The 19,975-nt window shown below is 56.2% G+C and carries 14 protein-coding genes and 1 pseudogene; 8 read left to right on the top strand and 7 right to left on the bottom strand.

What is annotated here, in order from left to right:
- Nucleotides 1–4: 4 nt before the first annotated feature.
- Genes tagF through JQ575_RS31970 form a run of 3 tightly spaced genes read left to right on the top strand, consistent with a single transcriptional unit; the run spans nt 5 to nt 3,289 of the window.
- Nucleotides 5–700 carry a type VI secretion system-associated protein TagF gene (tagF, locus tag JQ575_RS31980; RefSeq protein WP_212037163.1) on the top strand — a complete coding sequence of 232 codons (696 nt, stop codon included), beginning with the start codon at nt 5–7 and terminating at the stop codon, nt 698–700.
- Nucleotides 701–720: 20 nt separating this feature from the next.
- Nucleotides 721–1,512 (top strand): PP2C family serine/threonine-protein phosphatase, encoded by a 792-nt coding sequence (locus JQ575_RS31975; protein ID WP_212037162.1) that lies wholly within the window; start codon nt 721–723, stop codon nt 1,510–1,512.
- A 4-nt stretch (nt 1,513–1,516) separates the two neighbouring features.
- Nucleotides 1,517–3,289: a serine/threonine-protein kinase gene (locus tag JQ575_RS31970; RefSeq protein WP_212037161.1), complete on the top strand. Its 1,773-nt coding sequence runs from the start codon at nt 1,517–1,519 to the stop codon at nt 3,287–3,289.
- A 100-nt stretch (nt 3,290–3,389) separates the two neighbouring features.
- On the opposite strand, the gene JQ575_RS31965 is transcribed toward JQ575_RS31970, so the two are convergent.
- Nucleotides 3,390–4,403 (bottom strand): DUF4424 domain-containing protein, encoded by a 1,014-nt coding sequence (locus tag JQ575_RS31965; RefSeq protein ID WP_212037160.1) that lies wholly within the window; start codon nt 4,401–4,403, stop codon nt 3,390–3,392.
- Nucleotides 4,404–4,977: 574 nt separating this feature from the next.
- Here JQ575_RS31965 and JQ575_RS31960 point away from each other — a divergent pair.
- The 5 genes from JQ575_RS31960 to JQ575_RS31940 all read left to right on the top strand — a co-directional run bounded on the left by JQ575_RS31960 (nt 4,978) and on the right by JQ575_RS31940 (nt 11,660).
- Nucleotides 4,978–6,744, top strand: a complete 1,767-nt coding sequence (locus JQ575_RS31960; protein ID WP_312016061.1) for a hypothetical protein — start codon at nt 4,978–4,980, stop codon at nt 6,742–6,744.
- Nucleotides 6,745–7,336: 592 nt separating this feature from the next.
- A complete protein-coding gene (locus JQ575_RS31955) occupies nt 7,337–8,302 on the top strand; it encodes an OmpA family protein (RefSeq protein ID WP_212037159.1) in 966 nt (321 codons plus the stop codon).
- A 19-nt stretch (nt 8,303–8,321) separates the two neighbouring features.
- Nucleotides 8,322–10,016, top strand: coding sequence for a caspase family protein (locus JQ575_RS31950; protein ID WP_212037158.1), 1,695 nt, complete (start codon nt 8,322–8,324; stop codon nt 10,014–10,016).
- A 10-nt stretch (nt 10,017–10,026) separates the two neighbouring features.
- A complete protein-coding gene (locus tag JQ575_RS31945; RefSeq protein ID WP_212037157.1) occupies nt 10,027–10,794 on the top strand; it encodes a DUF4384 domain-containing protein in 768 nt (255 codons plus the stop codon).
- Between the two features lie 113 nt (nt 10,795–10,907).
- A complete protein-coding gene (locus tag JQ575_RS31940) occupies nt 10,908–11,660 on the top strand; it encodes a hypothetical protein (RefSeq protein ID WP_212037156.1) in 753 nt (250 codons plus the stop codon).
- A 113-nt stretch (nt 11,661–11,773) separates the two neighbouring features.
- Here the strand turns inward: JQ575_RS31940 and JQ575_RS31935 are convergent, their stop codons facing one another.
- The 6 genes and pseudogenes from JQ575_RS31935 to JQ575_RS46230 form a co-directional block, all read right to left on the bottom strand.
- Entirely contained in the window at nt 11,774–12,634 is an 861-nt protein-coding gene (locus JQ575_RS31935; protein WP_212037155.1) for a class I SAM-dependent methyltransferase, read from the bottom strand.
- A 356-nt stretch (nt 12,635–12,990) separates the two neighbouring features.
- Nucleotides 12,991–13,710 (bottom strand): alpha/beta hydrolase fold domain-containing protein, encoded by a 720-nt coding sequence (locus JQ575_RS31930; protein WP_212037154.1) that lies wholly within the window; start codon nt 13,708–13,710, stop codon nt 12,991–12,993.
- A gap of 734 nt (nt 13,711–14,444) precedes the next feature.
- A pseudogene (locus JQ575_RS31925) lies at nt 14,445–14,729 on the bottom strand (transposase); the annotation flags it as partial.
- Nucleotides 14,730–15,072: 343 nt separating this feature from the next.
- Nucleotides 15,073–15,204, bottom strand: coding sequence for a DNA methyltransferase (locus JQ575_RS31920; RefSeq protein WP_212037153.1), 132 nt, complete (start codon nt 15,202–15,204; stop codon nt 15,073–15,075).
- Between the two features lie 197 nt (nt 15,205–15,401).
- The gene (locus tag JQ575_RS31915; protein WP_212037152.1) at nt 15,402–15,950 is read right to left on the bottom strand and encodes a site-specific DNA-methyltransferase; all 549 of its coding nucleotides are present in this window, start codon (nt 15,948–15,950) and stop codon (nt 15,402–15,404) included.
- Nucleotides 15,951–17,148: 1,198 nt separating this feature from the next.
- A complete protein-coding gene (locus JQ575_RS46230) occupies nt 17,149–19,848 on the bottom strand; it encodes an autotransporter outer membrane beta-barrel domain-containing protein (protein ID WP_212037151.1) in 2,700 nt (899 codons plus the stop codon).
- Between the last annotated feature and the right edge of the window lie 127 nt (nt 19,849–19,975).

Raw genomic sequence — 19,975 nt, 5'->3', positions numbered from 1 at the left:
GGCCATGCGGTGCGGTCTATTTGGAAAACTCGGCACCAAGCGCGACTACATTGCGTTGGCCACACCGCATGATTTTCTGAGGATATGGGAGCCTTGGGTCCAGGCCTGCATGTCAGCGAGCCGCCATCAACTCGCTGCGGAATGGCAGAGTGCGTTCCTTACCGCTCCGGTTTGGCGGTTCTGGCTCGGCGCCGACATTTGCGGTGCGACAGTGCTAGGTGCAATCATGCCATCGGTGGATGGGGTGGGACGCTATTATCCATTGACACTGCTGGCGATGGCCGACCCGTCGTACTCGATCCCGCCGCCGGATCTAAACATTCAAGCTGACTGGTTCGCTGCGGCGGAAGGATTGCTGCTTTCGACTCTCGATCAAGCCAACTCGTTCGAGAGTATCTCCACGGCCCTTGATGTGATGCCGGTGCCGATAGCCGAACCCGAAGTCGGCACCACAACAGGGACCATCGCGATCGGCAAGACAATGCTGGGGATTGTTATCTCCGGCGGAGCGTTCCAGGATTCCTTGCTTGCTCTGCGTCAAGGTAATCACGGAGCTTCAGCGGCCGCGACCTTCTGGTGGACAGAAGGCGGCAGAGACTTCTCGCCGATGGCACTATGTTCACGGGGAATGCCGGATCCGTTTCGATACTCGATCATGCTCACTGGTGCGCTGGTGAGCGATGAAATCGAGAGCGCTTGACAAGCTGCGGCGGAGGAACGATGAACGCCTTCACGTTTGACGCAGGTTCCGCCACTCATCCGGGCAAAGTTCGATTGCGAAACGAGGATTCTCATCTCGTGCGCAACGACCTGGGCATCTGGGCAATCGCCGACGGTATGGGAGGACATGAAGCCGGGAAGTTAGCGAGCCACCTTATTGTCACGGCTCTCGATACTATCTCAGCCACCAGTTCCGCCATTCAGCTCCTTGAAGAAACCAAAAACCGGGTAGTTCTCGCTAATCAGCAAATTATCGAGATGAGGGGACAGCGCGGCGGCGTGGTTATCGGATCCACCATAATAATCCTGCTGTTCTCGGAGGATCACTATGCATGCCTTTGGGCTGGAGACAGTCGTCTTTATCTGGCAAGGCGCGACATTATTCGACAGGTATCTCGCGACCATACGGAGGTTCAGGAGCTATTGGCGAGCGGCGGGGTTACTCCTGAGGAAGCCAAGGATTGGCCCAACAATGTCATCACGCGAGCTGTAGGAGTTCAGGACGATCCAGAACTCGAGTTCGTTTCCGGAGCATTTGAAGACAGTGATATTTTCGTTCTTTGCAGCGACGGGCTGACAAGGCACGTAGCTGATGACGAAATACTGCAATGCGTTTCGGCCCACGACGCGCAAACTTCTTCCGCTGCGCTTGTCGAGCTTGCACTCGAAAGAGGAGGTCTTGACAATGTGACAGTCGTCGTCGTTCGGCCATTAAGGCCAGAATCACAACGAGAACAAACCGTACCGGCCGCGATTCTGCAAAATCCTCCCGCCACCAACGATTGGGAGTGAACGCGTGAATCCCAAGGATCCGCTTCAGACAGCGCACCACCGGATCCCGCCAGGGACCCGACTCAACGGCATTTACGAAATCGACCACCTAATTGGCGTCGGCGGTATGGGCGAAATCTACAAGAGCCACGAAATTCAGACTGGCACTGCCGTCGCGATCAAGATGCTACTCCCCGATATGGCCGCGAACGAGTCTGCGCTCGCGCTGTTTCGCCGGGAAGCTTCGGCGCTTCATTATCTCATGCACGACGCAATCGTCCGGTATTTCGTCTTCACAGTCGAACCGGTTTTACAGCGGCCTTACTTGGCAATGGAATTCGTCGACGGCCGATCGCTCGCTGATATGTTGACTGAAGGGCCACTAACGTTCGAGGCCTTGCTTCGGTTGATGCGGAGAGTCGCTTCAGGCCTAAACGCGGCCCATGAGCGTGGCATCACACATCGCGACGTTTCCCCCGATAACATCATCGTTCCGAAGAGCGATGTCGCCCGCGCCAAGATCATCGATTTTGGTATCGCTCGTTCAACTCAGCTCAACGATGCAACGATCATTGGAAATGGTTTTGCTGGTAAACACAACTTTGTGTCGCCGGAGCAGGTCGGCCTTTTCGGTGGCGATGTTACCGCCAAATCCGACGTCTATAGTTTCGGACTTGTGCTTTTCTACGCTTTGACCGGAACGAAGCTCGATATGGGCGGGACGCAGTTTCAGCTTGTGGAAAAGCGTCGCCGGAGCCCTGACTTGGGCGCGGTCGATGCTCGAATTCGTCCACTTTTGGAGATGATGCTCCAGCCGGATCCTGCCAATCGTCTGACCATGGCTGAAATCGAGAATTGGAAGGTCGGTTTAGCAAAGAATGCTTCGGGAAATTCGTCCGAACGCCGCGATGCTTCGATCGTCGAAGTGGCCTCGTCGAGCGGACGCATGCGACCATGGATTCGATACGGCGCGCTCACCGTCCTTTCACTTTCCGCCCTGATTGCATCTGGAGTTGCATATTACAAATATGTCTGGCTCGTTCCAACCGAGGTTACATCGGTACCGGCCCCACAATTAACTCAAGAGCCATCGGACAAAAAAATTCCGGTTCCGACAGCCACCCAGGCTGAAACGCGCAAAGAGCCTCCGGCAATGCCTACGAAATTGCCGAACGAAATTCCGGTGCGGACTGACGTCGTTCGTCGCTTCGTTCAACAGTATGAAGGCGGCGAATGTTTCTTTGTAACGCCTGTTGCGGTTAGCGCGAGCGCGGCCGTTCTGGAAGGCTTTGGCGCATCGACAACGCCCTTCGACTCCCTGGACAAGGCGTTCCGGGCAAGCCAGGGATTTGAACCCTCGATTGGTGTCCGGCTCGTTACGCCGGCACAATGCCCAGCAGTGTCATTCCTGAATCGACTTCGCGAAGGCACTCGCCCACCACGAATTTCGCTTAACTCCGTCAAGTTGAAACCGGGAGAAGCTCTCGCCGGAAATATTGAAAATTTTGCGAACCGTGTCGTGGAACTGCTGCTGATTACTGATGACGGGCAGGTCCAGAATGTATCCTATCTACTGAAGCCCGGCACCGATGCTCTCTCGTTCTCCAGCAACATTGATGCCCCCCGCATGAACGCACCGCAGCTTCTCATGGCGGTCACGACACCTCGCGTCCTAGATTCGCTGAGACAACCCCGCCCTACTTCAGCCGATCAGTTTTTTTTCCAGGCGCTCAGCGAGGCGCAGCGCTCCAACATCACGATGAATGCGTCGGCGCGATATTTCACCATTCAGAAATAGACGCGCGTCCGTGACTATGAAGAACACATGCGACCCCGATTGCCATCGTCGCCCTCTCGAGGGCGCATGATATCGCTCAGTAGGTCCGTTCATACAGACCCTAGAATCGGCCCAAAAACAGAAGTTTGATGTCGCGATCTGGCGTAAAATCAGTTGCGTTAAATTCCAGGGCGCCTTCAGAGGACTGCTTTAAGCTGCCGGTGCAGAAACTGACGAGAAGCTCTTTTCCGGCCTTATCAACGAGAAGCCGAAAGTCTTTGATCGGCCCGGCCCAATTTGCACCGGTCTTGAGAACATAGCTGACGCGTCGTTCTTGAATCATGGCCTTGTTGGCTTGACCTCCGCCTGCAATCTTGTCCAGCTGGGCCAAAAAGGCGTCTGTAATACAGTAATCCTTGCGGTATTTTTCGAGTTCTTGCGACATCGCTTTGTTTTGCCGCAGCGCTTTCCTCAAGATCGTATCCGAATTACCACCAACGATCGGTCGATAAGCATGCTCGACTGTAACTGGGCGGTCGCCCGGAAACTGTTGTTCACGAACTACTGCGGTTTTTACCAGCCATGTCGGCTGATAGAGCGGACGTCCCCTTTCATCACTTCCCATCTGCGTCAGTAGTCCCCTTTCTACCAGCCTGCTGCGGGTCGCCTCGGATAAATCCTGCGATCGAAGTTGCTGCCCGCCGAGCGGCAGAATCGGAAGCTTGAGTTCTTTCAAAACAGACGTGACGTCATTTTTTCCCACGAACGCGCGCTGATCGATCGCAAAGCTCGTTGGTTTGCCATCGATCTTTGTTTCAAAATCGACAAAATTAACGGGATCGCTCGAGGGAAAAGCGATGTTTTCGCCTTCAGAGAGGTCGATGTCAGGGAGCGGAAAAGCAACAGAAAGTGCGACGGGCGCTGTCCCGGTATTCACAAACTGATATCGAACGCGCACGCTAGTGAGCGAAATCTGGAGCAGTTCGCTGTTCATGATAACGCTGGCAGAACGCGCAAACTGAAGCCCTCCGATTGAGAGTTCCGCTGCCGTATCGTTCGATAGCGCGGATCTAGTGCCCGCGATCAATGAAAGCACTATAAAGAGGACAGCGTAACGGCGGCTTGCTCGCTTCATTATTACTCCTCATAACCACCCAAGGTTTTGGAATTAACGGTGAGCTGGGCCTGCATCTAAGCGTTTTCACGGTAACATAACATTGTTGATCAATGTCTTTGATTGGACAGGTCAGGTTCCTTGCCAGCAAACGGCTTTTTTGACGGAACCCAGAATGTGTCTTTGGAGCAACATGTTGCCGGTGGATCGGTTTCGCAATTGTGACCTTCCAGCCACACCAAAATTGATACCGGCCGCTCCCTGACAAATTATCTGATTGGGCCGCCGGTGGCGTGCGACCCTTAATTTGCGGCGAATTCTCCGCTGGCGCTTACCGCTCAACCTGCCGTCGCTGAGCTGTGTACCAATGGGGACGGCACTCGGTATCCTCCCCTAACGCGACTACCCAACGAACAACGCCTCGATCAGGGCAGACTTCGGTGGGGCCGCGCACCGCAACCGCCTCCAAGCAAAGGTAGAACCATGGTCGCCGTTCGCCGAGATGGCGCTCTTTCGCTTTTCCTTTCCTGTTGCTGACTTTCCGTCCGACGCGATAAGGTCACTGCTAGATTTTTGATCGATTTTGCTGGTGACCATGTTGCAACAGCGGAAAAGTTTTTTTAGCTTTGCGCTCCTCGCCATGTGTGCCGTCCTGTGGCCACGCACCGCTCTGTCCGCCGACGTGATTATTAAGCGCTTTGACGGCGGGAATTCACCGAGCTCGGTAGGAATCGCCGACGCCAGCGCGGACGTCGAATTGACTGGCCCTCAGGCCTTGACGGCGGATAGCGAAGGTAATCTTTTTTTGCTTGACCAGCTCAATCAGCGGATCGTGCGTTTCGATCCGAAACGGCCGATCGAAGAACCCAGCATTCTCGTGATGCCTGGCAGTGTGCAGCCTAATGACCTGGTAGTCCGGAAAGACGAGATTCTAGTATGGGACGGGGGAATTCGGACCCTCAAGGTCTCCAGCGAGCCGACATCGACCCGTGGCGTGGGCGGAACGACCGTCCAACTGGAGGACATCAGCTCACGCTCAGTCGATGACAGGTTTGCGACATCCGCCTTCGCGCAAATGGGATCGCAGCCGCCAGGGAATGCGCTCGATGTACTCGATCAAAATACGCGCGCAGTCACCGTCAAGCAGGGCCGCAAGCCGAGCCGACAATATGTCGCCTCGCGCGGCCGCGGTTCTGTCATTGCGGACATCATCCCTGAAAAGACTGAGAGCAGCGTGCTCGTCGAAGTACGCACGATGGAAGACAACGCGGTGGTCGCCCAAATCCGCCTACGTGTGCGCGATAAACTGGGCGCGGTCGAATTTCTCGAAATTGACAATAATAATCGACTTTACATTCTGGGCGAAAACATTCCAGGCACCTCTTCAGGGGCCGCCACATTCGTCGCCCGCTATACGCCAAGCGGTGAACTCGAAGGCATCTATGAACTACCGCTAGCCAATACACCCCTAACCCGCCGGTTCGTTACAATCTCTGGCGATGGCGACGTGTATTTCCTGCGCATCGACCGAGCGGGTGTCGATGTTGTCGGCGTCGGATTCCGGACACTTCGGGGTGTCAAAGCCATCGACGTCCGTCCCCCGCAACTCGCCACGGTCTCACTACCAAGCAAATTCACCGCGATCGCTGCCGTCCGTCCGTCAAACCGTCAACAAGCCATTGAAACCGCCTTCGCGTTTGAAGGCATCCAATGGCCTCTCACGCCGCAGAATTACGGCAGCGATCCTGACACGACCTGCTCAGGCTTCAACCGGATAAGGCGGCCATGGTACCTGCAGGGCAAGGTCGGACAACAGGTGCGCGGAGTGCCGTATTGTTGGGGCTGCCACGGCTCGCTGCAAAATTTCCGGGTGCAAATGGCGCGTGGCATCAAGGCGGGCAATGTGTGCACCCGCAATACGCCGCGAAACGATGTCGCAGGTGTTGACTGCTCGGCGTTTGTGAGCGCCGTTTGGGGTCTTTCGGTCCATTATACGACCGCGGCCATCCCGGCGATTGCAAAATCCGTCGGAAATCCTTGGGACCTGCGTCCGGGCGACGCGCTGAACAAGCCCGGCTCGCACGTGATGCTGTTCTTGCGTTTCACTCCCGACCGCAAGGCCGAGGTCATGGAATCAGCTACCGGCGGCTGCAACGGCAGAGTTTGTCGAAATGTCTACCCGTTAGCGGCGCTACTGTCTCGCGGTTATCAGCCGGTGCGCTTCAAGGGTCTGGCGGACGACAACACGGTTGTCGCACAAGGCTCGTACAAAGCCGAGCAAGACACAACAGCTGTCGCAGCCAAAAAGAAGGAAGTAGTGAAGCCAATTGGGTCTGCCTCGCCAAAGAAAAAGCATAAGTAATTGAGGGACAACCTACAGGCGGCCATCTTGGCGGCACTGTGGAGGCGCAAGGCGGCACGGTTGATCGCGGAGGTAGTCCAGAACGCAATACGTTCAACATGCACAGACGCTTAATGGTGAATGCAGCCAGTGCCAGCAACGCGCAGGCGTTCAGTTTGACGCGTAATCGATCCCTCTCGGAGAAACCGAATCCACCTGCTTTTTCGGTATTGTTGCTGGGTCGCGCACAAGCTCAACGGCGTCGTGATAGTGATACTAAGAGGCTGTAATCTCTCATTCATTTGGAAGATTGCTTACTTGTCGGCACCTAACGATTGATGCGTGCCATCGGGATTGGTGAGTTCCGGCACCCCTACGTGTTCCGCAATAGGTACCCTCGGTTAATTCGAGGCCCGTTTGGGCCGGCGTTTTGGAAGAAAAACTGCACGGGACGCAGTAACGGCATGGCGACCTGTTTGCAGCACTCGATCGTAATCGTTCAAACTGGAAACGCCACCCGCCCTGACGGCGATTTGTCGCCGGCTCGCCTTTGCAGTATAATGGCACTTTTCCGACTTAGCTGGCGTCCGTCACTCGACCATTTGGTGCACAAATGAGCCTGAAAGGCATTGTCCAGATAAGGTATCGTTTTGTAGCGACCACTTTGGGATGCCTGTTTGCCCCGATTTGCCCTGCCCTCAGCGCGGACTGCAGTTTGTTGCTGGAGCAGTTCAATCAAGCCATCGATACGGCCCAGGAAACTGGTGCCCAAGCACTGGTCGACAAGATCGCTGGAAGTCCCGATTGCGGACAATTCCAGACCCGTGTTCAACAACGTTTGGCTGCGCTTCGTCTATCGGCGGTCCAGATCCTGATGGCGCGCGGACGGCCGATAGCTGAATATGAGCGCTTAATCACCACAGCGGAAACTACTGAGGTATTGTGGCAAGCGTCGGCGACCCTGGGCGAAATTCGATTTGGAGAGCGTCGGTTTGCAGAAGCTGCGGAAGCCTACGACCGCGCGATCGCTGTCGTTCAAAACGAGACCCTGACGCCCTCCAAGCCGGAGAAATTCGAAATTGAGGGTTTGTTGGCTCGCTCGGCACAGGCCCGCCTGCTGTCAGCTAATACGAAAATGGCTGACGGAAGCATGCGGTTCGTCCAAACCGCGCGCGATCAGCGCGACGGCACGATCGGCGGCATTTATTCGCGCTCAGTTCGCGGAATCACGCCGCAGGTGGTCCCGGTGCCCATCACGTTTGAATATGCAAAGGCCACGTTTACGCCAATTGGGGAACGGGCCGTTCGCGAACTTGCCGATGCACTCAAAGAGCAGCGCCCAGCGCGCATAACACTTGTTGGCCACACGGATATTCGAGGCAGCGACGAAACCAATTTGAAGCTCTCAGCTGCACGAGCCGAAGCGGTCGCGGCGTATTTGAAGGAAGCTGGGGTGAGCACGGCAATGGAAACCAAAGGTGTCGGCTCAAGCCAACCCTTCAAGGTGATGGATTCGGCGGGTCTTAGCCAAGACGATATTTATGCCCTGAACCGGCGCGTCGAGTTCATACGTCAATGAGGCATCTGAAGTGCCAGCCATGCGCGCGATAGCCACCATCGTTTCCGCCGCCATAACCTTGGCGGCATTCTCTTTATCGATGGTCTTGGCGGCTCCATCGACCACCACCTTATATCTGCAAAATCCAGACGGCGGGACCATAAGAGGCCTGATCATTGGCATCGACGCGTATGAACACGTTCGTCCGCTCAAAGGATCGGTCGCGGATGCTAGAGATATCGACAGATCGCTGCGACGGATGGGGACGAACGACATCGTCACGCTGATCGACGCGCAGGCTAATCGCGCCAACATACTGCAGAAAATCAGCGATCTCGTTCAACGGACGGCGGCAAGCGATCTCATCATTCTTTCGATTGCCGGTCACGGTGCCCAAGAGCCTGAAACCGTCAAGGGCTCTGAGCCCGACGGCCTTCAGGACGTATTTCTCTTGCCCGGTTTTGAACCTACGGCCGAGGGCTCGCGACAACGAATTCTCGGGAGCGAATTCAATCATTTCATCCGGCAATTTGAATTGCGCGGTGCCAAAGTGCTGTTCATCGCCGATACCTGTCACGGCGGCGGTATGGCGCGGGATATCGATCCCCGAGCATCGGAAATGAGCTTTAGGCAGGTATCGAAATATACCCTGTCGGTGGACAAGCTGACTCCTGTGACAAATGAATCTGATCCGGTCGCCGATCTTGATCTCGACCATACCGCGTTCCTCGCGGCGGTCGACCGCAATACCAAGGCGCCGGAAGTAAAAATCCCAGGCGTTGACGGGCTACGAGGAGCATTGAGTTATGCCGTCGCGCGCGCTTTTGAAGGTGGCGCCGACGCAGACCGTGATGGCAAGGTTACGTTGAAGGAGTTGTTCGCAAACGTGCGACAAGTCGTCTACCAGTTGTCAGATCAGCGCCAAAACGTAGTCACCAAGACGTCTCCTGGTCGATCGGTGGATCGTGATGTCGTCTTTCAGCTAACGCAGCAGGGGCCGACACTGGCTAATGCGAATTCTGCTCCGGCCGTGTTGGCTACGGCCTCGACTCCGGAAAGATCCACCGAGAATCCAAATGCGTCGTCAGCGCCAATTATTCCTGAGCGCCCGGTTCCGATACGACTAGCTGCGCTCGACGGCCGAACCAACAGTTTTCCCAAATTATCCTCTCGCGACGCCACGATCGAAATTGTCCGACCCATCGACAACCCCGATCTCATTTGGGACCAAAAGTCCCGCGACGTCATTTCTTGGGGCGATGTCGTCGCTTACGGGGTTGATAAGGAGGACCTCTTGTCCGTCATCGACCGGACAGTTGCAATCCGAGAGCTGAAGAAGATCGCAACGAAGACCCCCCAAACTGTTCGGATCACGCCCGACGATGGCCAGTATCGAAAAGACCATCTCGTTCAGATTGAACTCTCCGATGTTTCGGGACGTTCGGTCATCCTGTTCGACATATCCGGCGATGGTACAATTCAAATGTTATATCCAATCGGGAAGGATGCTGCGATACCCCCAGCCGGAAGCCTGCGGCTTCCGCTTCGCGTACGTGAGCCATTCGGCGCCGAGCAGGTCGTTGCCGTAACGTCGCCCTTGCGATTGGCCGACCTCGAACAATCGCTTTTGCAACTTGATCGGCGGAAAGCGCCGGGACAACTCATCAAAATACTGAACAAGTATCTTCCGCCCGACGCCCGCGTGGGATCGGTCGGTTTCTTTACCGCGCCCTAAGGGTGAAAGCATGTCGCTGCCGGACCCTCTAAAAATCGCCGTGTGCTGCGCGATATTGAACGCATTAGCGCAACACGCCGTCGCCGCAGTGGTCATTCTGGATGGGACCGCATCGCCACCACCGGTGATTTCACCTGCTCCCGAAAAGCCTTCGCCGCGCGAGCAACCAGGTGCGAATGAAAGCGGAATGCTGAAGCAGCCGACTACGCCGACCACTGCGGCCACGCCTTTCCCGCCAGTGGCCAGCACAGATCGCTTAATGGACGCAAGCGATCTCAATGCTGTGAAAGTAGTGAATCCGGCCGAAGTCACTCTCGATATGATGCCTGGCCAGACCGTCAGCGTAGGTTCCCGCGTTTCCTTCCGAATTAGCAGTAAGAAACCCGGCTATCTGGTGCTAGTCGATGTCGACGCGACCGGACATCTCACGCAGATCTATCCAAGCACGGCGTTGCTCGCGCGGGCAAACAAGCAAAATGGCAACTATGTAAGGCCCGGCGGCGTGTTGACGATACCGCTTGCAACGGATCCTTTTGGTAGTGGAATCGAATTCGTGGTCTCGCCGCCCAGTGGCGAAGCCATGATCGTGGCGATATTGAGCTCACAACCAGTTCAGATATTGGACCTGCCCGACGTACCGCCGGAAGCCAGGACTCAATCTGATGTGCTCGCGTTTCTAACTAAATGGACCAGTGAATTGCGCATTCCAGATGAATCGACGGGCCAATTGCGCGGGGTTCGTTGGTCCTTCAAAGCGAAGCCCTATAGCATTCAATAAAGTCGACCAAGCGTATGACGTGGACAGCGCTGCTATCGAACGGGATTGGTCACACACCAAAGAGCGGCATGCGTAATCTCCGGGCTATGTTTTCGGGTACTGTGGATTGGCCAATGATTGGTGCCGTATTGGCAGTGACATTCGCAGCCGGTGCGGTGATCTTCGAAATATTCACTCTAGTCGGGCCCGGTCAGCAACCAACTGTGAAGGACATACCCAGGCTCACCAATGTGGGCCCTGTGGAACGTTCCGCATATGAGCTGCCAGGCTTCGCTACAGGGCGGTCATCCGAACAAGCGCTCAGTTTTCCGCTGATGCGATTGATAGACCCCGACCGCACCTTCCCGATCGAAGGACAGGATCAGCCCAGTCAGGTCCCTGCGTCCGCGCCACCTAAGAAAACGTTGGCACCGAGCGTTACAAAGCGGATAGAACCGCAGGCCGATCCTAAGGTTGCCAAACAGGTAGAGCCCCAGGCTGATCCCAAGGTTGCAAAGCGGACGGAACCCAAAGTCGATTCTAAGGTCAACAAGCCGTCTACGTCCGAGGTCAAGACGTTCTCGCTTGAATCGCAACCGCGCCTGGATCAATGGCGAGTGGTCGTGACATCAAAAGCAAGCTATTTCAATTTGGGCGGCCACGTCGGCAGGAATGGCGTCGTCGACACCCTTGCCAGTAGTCATTTGAGGGACGCGCTTAAGACGCACCGCAACTTTGCGCAGCTTCCCCCTGACATCAAAACGCACATACTTACGCAAGATATCAATCTTGCGAAAATTGCGCCTTACCGCGGGTTGGTTGGTATCAATGACAAGACGATGGAGGAGGAACAAGCCATCAGGTTCGAGCGAATAGCCAGCAGGTGATCCCTCGCAAATTGCAGCGGTGTTCCCGTGGAGCATCCTGGACCGGTTACTCCAAGACGTGCCTTTTCTAAGCAAGCCATACGTTAGATGGGTCGAAATGTCTGGCTGCCAGCTCAAATCGTCGAAGCGCGCATAATATGCCCGCCTTTGTCGGGCTGTGAGCTTGTAGCTACAGGGAAGAAGCGCGCCGCAATCGACTTTGGGCTGGTGTCTTCGACTCTCCTGAAGCCGATCATGTTCAATTTTGCGCACAGTGGCGCGGTTTCGAAATAGCTTTGTATCTGTTCTCCTGCCGCGGTCACCTCTGCCGCAAGATCCCGATACTCGGCGCAGCTGACCGGAGTAAAGGATCCCGTCTGATTCAAGTAGTCGAATACTACGTCGGCTCCGCCTTGCAGTTGCGCTATGTATCCGAGCGTTCTCCAGATCGCCGGTTCGGTGAGATAGGGTACCACGCCCAGCCAGCTGAAGAAGGTGCGCTCGGCAGTCGCGAAGCCTGCTGATCCGAGGACGTCTGCCAGCGTCTCCCGTTCGAAATCCATAGCAACGTACGAAAGTGACTGCGGTACCGGAATAGCGGCGGCCGTAAGCATCTCCCGCTTTCGGGCTTGGGTCGCTGCATGGTCGACTTCAAAAATGCGGAGACGAGCAGCGAGCGGCGTTCGATAGGCCAAGGTATCGAACCCGGCGCCAAGTATCACGAATTGGGCTGCACCTTCATTCGCCGCGGCTTTCAGGGCATCTTCTGCAATGCGCGCGCGAGCGGCAATGAACCAGCGCAACTCCGGTCCAGGCATATAAGAACGAGAGAAATGATCGCACAAGCGCGCGTGCCTGAGCGCATTCTCGATGTCGGGTCCGAGGATCCGTGTGGCCAGTGTATCGACTAGGATAGAAGCGCCGTCTAGTAGCTGATGCGCCGCGCGCAGACGGGCAGCGCCCAACGCCGTAAGGCTTGGCTGGTCAATCTGCATCACAGCGTTCTACAGCGTTTCTTGTGCCGATTCGAAACAAGCCCAGCGGACGTAGAGCATTCAATCGTTGTGGTACTCACTTAGGACTTCAACTCTAGAGTTCATCTCAGACCGGATGCTGGCTTTTCTAGCGCGCCAGCCCTGGACACTTGGGTAGATTGTGCACAAACCGCTAGGGTCCAAAAGATCATCATGAGGCTGTTACGGCGCAGCATGGGGCTTGCGTATGGTTTGTCGATGCCCGCGCTTCCACAAACCTATTCGCTTACATCATGTTCTGTCATGACAAAATCACCAAGATTTCTCCTAAGGCCATTACTGCGTCGGCAGACCGACTCTTTGGCCACGCGGAACGTTCAAAACCTAGCAGTCAGGGGCGGTGCCTGTATTTTCATTCCTAAAGAAAGTGAGATGAAGGCTTCGTTCATCCAGCTTGCAACCTCATGTTGGCAATTTTCATCTTCCCCTACGTCTGCCCATCCAACGCCCCCTAAAGCACCATGCGATCCTTTGAACGTCTTCGATTGATGGTCGCCTGTGCCGCAGGGACTGACTGTGAACGTTCCGAACTCTGGTCTGATCGGATTGCCACGCAACGCCGGAAGAGCCGCCAAGTTATATGGTTTCATCGGAAGGACGCCCTCATATTTTTTTACTAGAGCTTGATCAAGTGAGCGAGACGCCGTTCGCGAAAAGCGCACGTTTTGCGGTATCGACTTCGCGCAAACTGAACCGCGGGTTGGAGCACGGGTAACCGGATCAAACAGAAAAAGACCGTCTACCTGAACGTTGCGGATTGAAAGCTGCTCAGCAGCTTCAAGGGCGATTGCGGCACCGCGGCTGTAGCCAGCAAGAAACAATCGCGTCGCTCCCAATCCTCGGGCGACATGCAGGAGGTCGACTGCCTCAGCTGCCTTTTCGTTGAAGCGATATCCTTCATCAGAAGGACCTCGCCTGTAATTTGGGTTTCCGCGAAATAATTTGGCTATCTGCGAACAAAATGACCGTGCCATATCCTGTTCGTAATCCTTGTTCCACCAACGACCCGTCCCGTCCACCAAGGCAATTGCGTCCATCCCCCAGACCCTCTTTGTCAGCCGCAACCGGCAGATACGATCTGGCGTAATGCATCGAGTCAAGGCACAATTTACTGTTTTTTAATCGGTGCTCGTGATTGGCCAAGCCTCGCCTATAGCAGCAGCGCGCCGCACTGTCCGGCCGAGCCAGACGCCGGCGCCTGCGAGCATGGCCAGGCCCTCCTCTTCCGTCGTCAGATCAGCCTCGAAGGCGCGGATCGGACGGCTGGGGCCGGCATCAAACATCGAGTGCGACCGCGGTGGCGTATGCCGGTGCAATCGTGCCTGAAGCGGAGTTCATGAAACGGCACTGTTCGTCAACTGCAGGCTAGCCGCCAGCACCGCCAACTCCACTCCTGCCACCGCTGCCGCCAACGCTGCCGTGCTGCCTGCACCGGCGGGTCCTCCGGCGCCGCCACTACCGCCAATGCGTGCCTCCACTGCCACCTCCGCCGCCCGCAACGTCTCCAGATGCGCTTGAGCCGCACATTCCGGTGTTCGACAAGCCGCCCGCGACGATGGGACGTTCTCCCGCGACGACTTCGCCTACCAACACGATCTCTATGTCTGCCCAAGTCGGTAAGGTGTTGAGTTCTACCGGGACCTTGGTGAATGACGGGACATCACTGCTCTACGCGGCAGCAAGCATGACTGTAAAGCCTGCGCATTGAAGCCGCGGTGTTGCCCTACCTGCGTGCAAGGTCCCGCGTTCAATCCACGAACAGGCCCGAGAAATCAACGATCAGATATTCGAGTCCGGATCATCGGACATTGCTTCGAATATCCGCCACCAAACACCTTTGATGCTCCATCGACTGAAGCGTCGGAACACGCTGTTCCAATCCCCAAACGCCTCTGGAAGATCGCGTCAGGAGGAGCCCGTGCGCACAATCCACAGCACCCCTTCCACGAACATCCGGTTGTCGAGTTCCGTCGAGCTGGTCGGGCCGACCTATGATCAGCGGCGCCAGCCGCTCCCACGCAGCGTCGCTCAAAACCAAACGGTCCTTCACACCCAAGACTGCCTCCCAAAAAGAAGCCTTGAATCTGATTTGCGCCTAAAAGGAATGCTTAGAGTCCACACCACCTAGTGCTCGGGACGAGTTGCTCCTGGCGGCCACTGCCCAGAACCTCCGAATGGCTGGCAAAGCTGATCCTGCCGCCTGCTTTGAAGCCCGCTTAAGCACCAGCCCCCCGCGCTTGCCCCTTCGTCAATCCCGAACGATTAGCTCGCCGACTTCTTCAACTCATTCCGCCAGAAGCGGTCATTCCATAGTCGCTCAGTACGTGTATCGGCGTTTATTTCCCCTCAATGTCATCGTCAAAATGGTTGTCCGGCGAGTAACCGCTCCCTCATTTCATCTAGCGTACGGTTAAAGCTCTCTTGAGCGGGGTGCCGCTGCCGAGGAACGGATCGAGGACCAGATCACCCCGACTTGAGCAATCGAGGATCGCATCGGCGACCAAAATGACCGGCTTGACGGTCGGGTGCATTTAAGCAGATGGTCCTATTCAGTTGACCGATCAAAATCGTTTGCAGCCCGATATGGGTCGGTGACGACGTGTCTACCAAGTTGGACATTGATTCCGGTGAGGTCGACCTCCTGTTTTGAAGATGAGTATCAGTTCAGGCTGGCTTCGGTAGAACGAACCCATTCCGGCGTTGTGTTTTACCCCATCGCGAATGTTCTTCAGCTCGGGAAAATTTCATTTCCGGCCGCGAGCATTTCGCTGGCGTGGCGCCTAATCCATGGAGATTTCGCACCGGATTGGCTAAATCGCTTGAGTTGAAAACAGACCGTTGTCAGGAAATCGATAAAATCCTCGCGATTCATCTCGCCCGACGCGATCGCAAATTCGGGTGCTTTGTCCTTATGTCCGTGAACTCGCACGTTATACGGCGGCTTCGTGAAGACGAGGTCGGCGCGTTCCTCTTCTAAGAGAGCGGCGCAAGATGCCGGTTCCAACGAGTTGCCACACAACACGCAATGTGGCCCGAGTAGCCAGATGAGGCCGGGTTTTGCGACAGAAGGCCTCAACGGAATGCTCTGGAGGTCATCGGCTGTGTCTCCCGTCTCGCTCGTCGACCTGCCTTGGATCAAGAAATCGATTTCGCCCATCTCGAACCCTGTGACTTCGAGTTCAAAGTTGGGGTCGAGCGCAGATAGTTCGATGAAGTGATTGGCGAGCAGCTTGTGACTCCAGGCACCGTTTTCCGTCAGCTTGTTGTCGGCGATCATGAAGGCACGGATATTTTCCGGCCTGATCGACCGAGATGGTCAGGCCTTCCGTTGCCTTGAGCTCTCGGCTGCTGCGGGCAATTTGGCGAATTTGTCGCCGGCTATGGAGGCGCGGATTCGCGCCATTCAGAATCAAGGCGTGAAGAGGATGATAGACGACCTTAAGCTGGTTGCTCACGTGAGCCTCCGTTAGGGAGAGGATTTCGTATGGGCACAGCTCATCAGAGGCATAGCCTGAAAAGCACACGCATCTCGACACCGGGCTTGAGAAGTGAACGCCGCAACTAACTGGTACTGTCTGTTGCCGACTGACTGAATACAGCTGTTGACTGGTCCGTGAAGCGGATTTTCTGGGCGACCTAGCAGAAGAAACCCGCTGATTGCCTTTTTTGCTGACGAATCACTGCCAATTTCTTGACGGAGGAAAGCAATCTAATTTGCTGTGAGGGTCTGACTCCACCGGCCTGCGCTTGCTCTAACTCAAGTTGGCATTCGCCGTTGAACCGGGTAGCCTAGGTTTGCGACCAATGTACATGTCTCAGGGAACGTTTTTTGGCGTGAGGCATTTAGAATCCACGAGGTGCGAGCAAAATGACCCAATCAAAGATATTGACCTTGAGCGCAGCGCTAATTATGTCGTTTGCGGCGAAACCGGTGATTGCAGGGCCGGCGGTCTCGGAGCCGGCGGCCTGCGCCGCAATCTATCCCAATGCCGAGTGCACGTATGGTTTTGTCGCCCGGACGAAAGCCGGCGATCGGAATACGATACGTTACGCGTCAAACTATGGTTGGCCCGAAATTCAGGCGCTAAGGGCCTTCACGCGGATGCGCTAAGGTTATCACATGTTGAGACCGAAAAGACGGTCGGGCCGGATCTCAACTGGCGGTCTTGATTAGGAGGGCCGTTACTCGATAGGATGTGGTTGGGCTTAGTGCACCGCGTGACGCCTAGCCTAGAGGCGACGTTTACGGCCCCAATTCTGCCGTCCGTAGGCCTTATTCGGGCCTGTTTGGCCGATTACAGGGCCTGAGTTGGCCCTCCACGAACCTGAAAGCGTCTGATTCGGCACTGCATTGGATGTTCCGGTGACCAGAAATCGCGTTTGGCCGATGCGCTACCCGAACTCCCGTGTCTATTGACCCGTGCTTCCCGGCTACAAATTACGCGCCTGAGCGTGCCCACAAAAGCGCGCCTTCGTTACATTTGATACCGCAAACCAACCCTTACGCCACCGGCGGTCAAGTTATCGCCGAAGCGCGTATCCGCCTTCACGAAGCCTGACACACCGTTCGTGAGATTGAAGAAATTGACGGCGGCCTGGATCTCACCACGGACCTTGCCCACGTCGGATGGAAGGGTGATGCCCGTGCTGCTGAAGACCAGGGCGTTACCCGTCTGACTGAAAATGCTGTAAACGTAGCCGAGCAGGCTTGGCTCGATCCGCACGCCATTGACCAGAAATTCGGTGCCGACCCTGGCGCCGATTCGTCCGCGCGTGGCCTCGCCATCATTGAGGGCAATGGTGGTCGGAGAGAACGCGGTAGTGCCGCTGAAGTTCGAGCTAACGTATTCGATACCCGCCGTCGGCTCGACGTAATACTTGTTCGGCAAATCGAATTTATAGCCAATGTTTCCCGTTACAGCATAGTTTACCAGATCAGCCTTTTGATTGATTCCGCCGCCGTTGATGCTGACATTGAGGAGATCAGTCTTGAACATCAGGTCGGTGAACCAGTTGCCCCTGAGATAGGTTGCGTAGACGCCCAGGCTGCCGCCGTCAAAATTTTGCGTGGTCGGAGAAGCCTTCAAATCGACATGTGAGTCGGTATAGCCCAGCAAGGCGCCGAGCAGCAGAGCGTCGTTGGCCGAAGTGACGTTCTTGATCAGGGCATCGGCACCGGCCAACACACCGCCGGTCCGCTGCCGGAAACCGAGATCCTGGGGGAATGTCTGCCCACCGAAGTTGATGACTGTTGAGCCATTTTGATCTTGATAGTCGCCCCATGCCTTGACCCAAACCGCTGGACGAACCGTCGGCCCAACGGGAGTTGGTGGCGCCTTGAAGGCAGCAAATGCGTCAGTTACCCTCCGCTTTGCCGTATAGCCGAGCGCTTCATCGGCAAAGCCTTGAGCTTGGGGTTCCGTAGAATTGTTAAGAGAATTTCGCACCTCCCAGATGTGGTCGAAAACCACATTCGAGGATTGGAACGCAATCGTCTGGGCCGCGGTCAAAGCGATGCCGCTGGACAGACCTGCTACGGACGGAATCGATCCGACAGCAAGTTGCAGGCCACCATTCTGCGGCAAGAGGGCCAACGTAGTCGTTCCGAACGGCGCGGTCACGAGCGTGAACGTGTTGGGGACAATCGGCGAGTTTGCCTGGATGATGGTAGCTCCTGTCGTGAACGGAGCCAATGGGGTCAGATTGAGCACCGAAACAGCGGTCGATCCGGAGGCACTCCCCGTGATGCGAACCTGGTCGGCTTGGGCAGTTTGCGAGCTGAAGTCGAGCAGGATTCTGCTTCCCGGTGATCCGACGTAGTTGCCACCGACATTAAGCGTATCGCCGACCGCGTTGTTTTGCAGGTTGACCGTACCGGCATTGCTGAATGAGCCATTCACGGTTGAATTGCCAGCGACATTGAACATGCCATTGTTGTTTGTGGCTGTCGTCGCTAGCGTACCACCAGCCATACTGACCAACCCATTGTTCGTCAGGGTCGTAATACCGGTAAAGCTATTTCCTCCCACGGCAAGCGTCGCCCCGCTGGCGTTCGTAAATGAATTGTTGGCCGTCAATGGACCCGTTACCGTGAACGAACCCGCATTGTTAGCTAGCGCACCATTGATTGTGCCCTGCGCGTTCACCGTCGCGGAATTTGTCAGGCCGCCGGAGATGGTCCCGGCAGTTGTCAGCGTTCCATTGTTAACAATGCCAGTTGATGTTAGCGAGCCGCCATTTCCCACGATAAGGCTGCCGGAGTTATTGACCGCCGCAGCAATCTGGGTCGTTGCGCCGATATCGAGCGTGCCAGCCACAATAGTCCAGGGCAGCGCCGTCGCCGAGGGTCCATTCGTTAGCGTCCAAGCACTCGTTCCCGTTTTCTGAAATTGCCCGAAGTTCAAGTACTGAGAACCCAACTGCGACATCATAAAGTTGCCGGCGGTTGCACCTCCGAGTGCAAAAATATCGCCACTCTGGGCTACGACATTTCCGGTGATCGAAGACGTCCCGGTGATCGTCAGGCTATTTACACCGCCCGTGAACTCGATCGCGTTGCCAGGGGAGCCACCACCAAACAATCCCCCCCCGGCAATTGTGCCGCTATTGATGATTGTTAGGTTCGATCCTGAAATGCCAACTCCCCTACCAGCACCCTGAATTAACGACAAAGGCGTCGACCCGTCATTGCCGCCTTGGATGGTACCGTTGTTGATCAACGTAGCCCCCGAAGCCGCAAACTGGACACCAATGCCGCCCGAGCCGCCGAAGCCACTAAGGGCCCCGTCAGCCTCCCCGGGCGCGTTGCCGCCGCCGAATCCTCCGTTTCCGCCGTTTCCGCCCCGGATCGTTCCGTTGTTGGTGATTGTCACACCTGAGGCGGTAGACACCAAACCAACGCCGCCAATGCCGCCGCCCCCGCCAGAACCGGGATTTGGAGAAGTGAACGAGCACGGATCAGGACAAAAAGGCACCGAACCGCCCTCACCGCCGGCCCCGCCGTTGCCGCCTGTAATCACCGAGTTATTGGTAAATGGCCCGGCTGAAATGATCAACCCGGCGCCACCATTGCCGCCTCCGCCGCCTCCGCCGCCTCCGCCAGGACCAGTGAGGGAGGTTGAACCACCGGCGCCGCCCGCCCCACCGTTTCCGCCGATTTGCGGAATATCGTTCACTGGAAAAACGCCAACGAGGCTAACACCTCCGCCCCCTCCGCCTCCGCCGCCTCCGCCGCTGGTGGTGGTGGCGGGAGAAACAAGCGGCAAACCGGCACCGCCAGGATTTCCGGGGCTACCGCCAGCT

It is taken from the genome of Bradyrhizobium sp. JYMT SZCCT0428 (genome assembly GCF_018131075.1).
Lineage (GTDB): Bacteria > Pseudomonadota > Alphaproteobacteria > Rhizobiales > Xanthobacteraceae > Bradyrhizobium.
The sequence above is the reverse complement of the archived record's forward strand: the minus strand, read 5'-3'. Positions and strand labels throughout refer to the sequence as shown.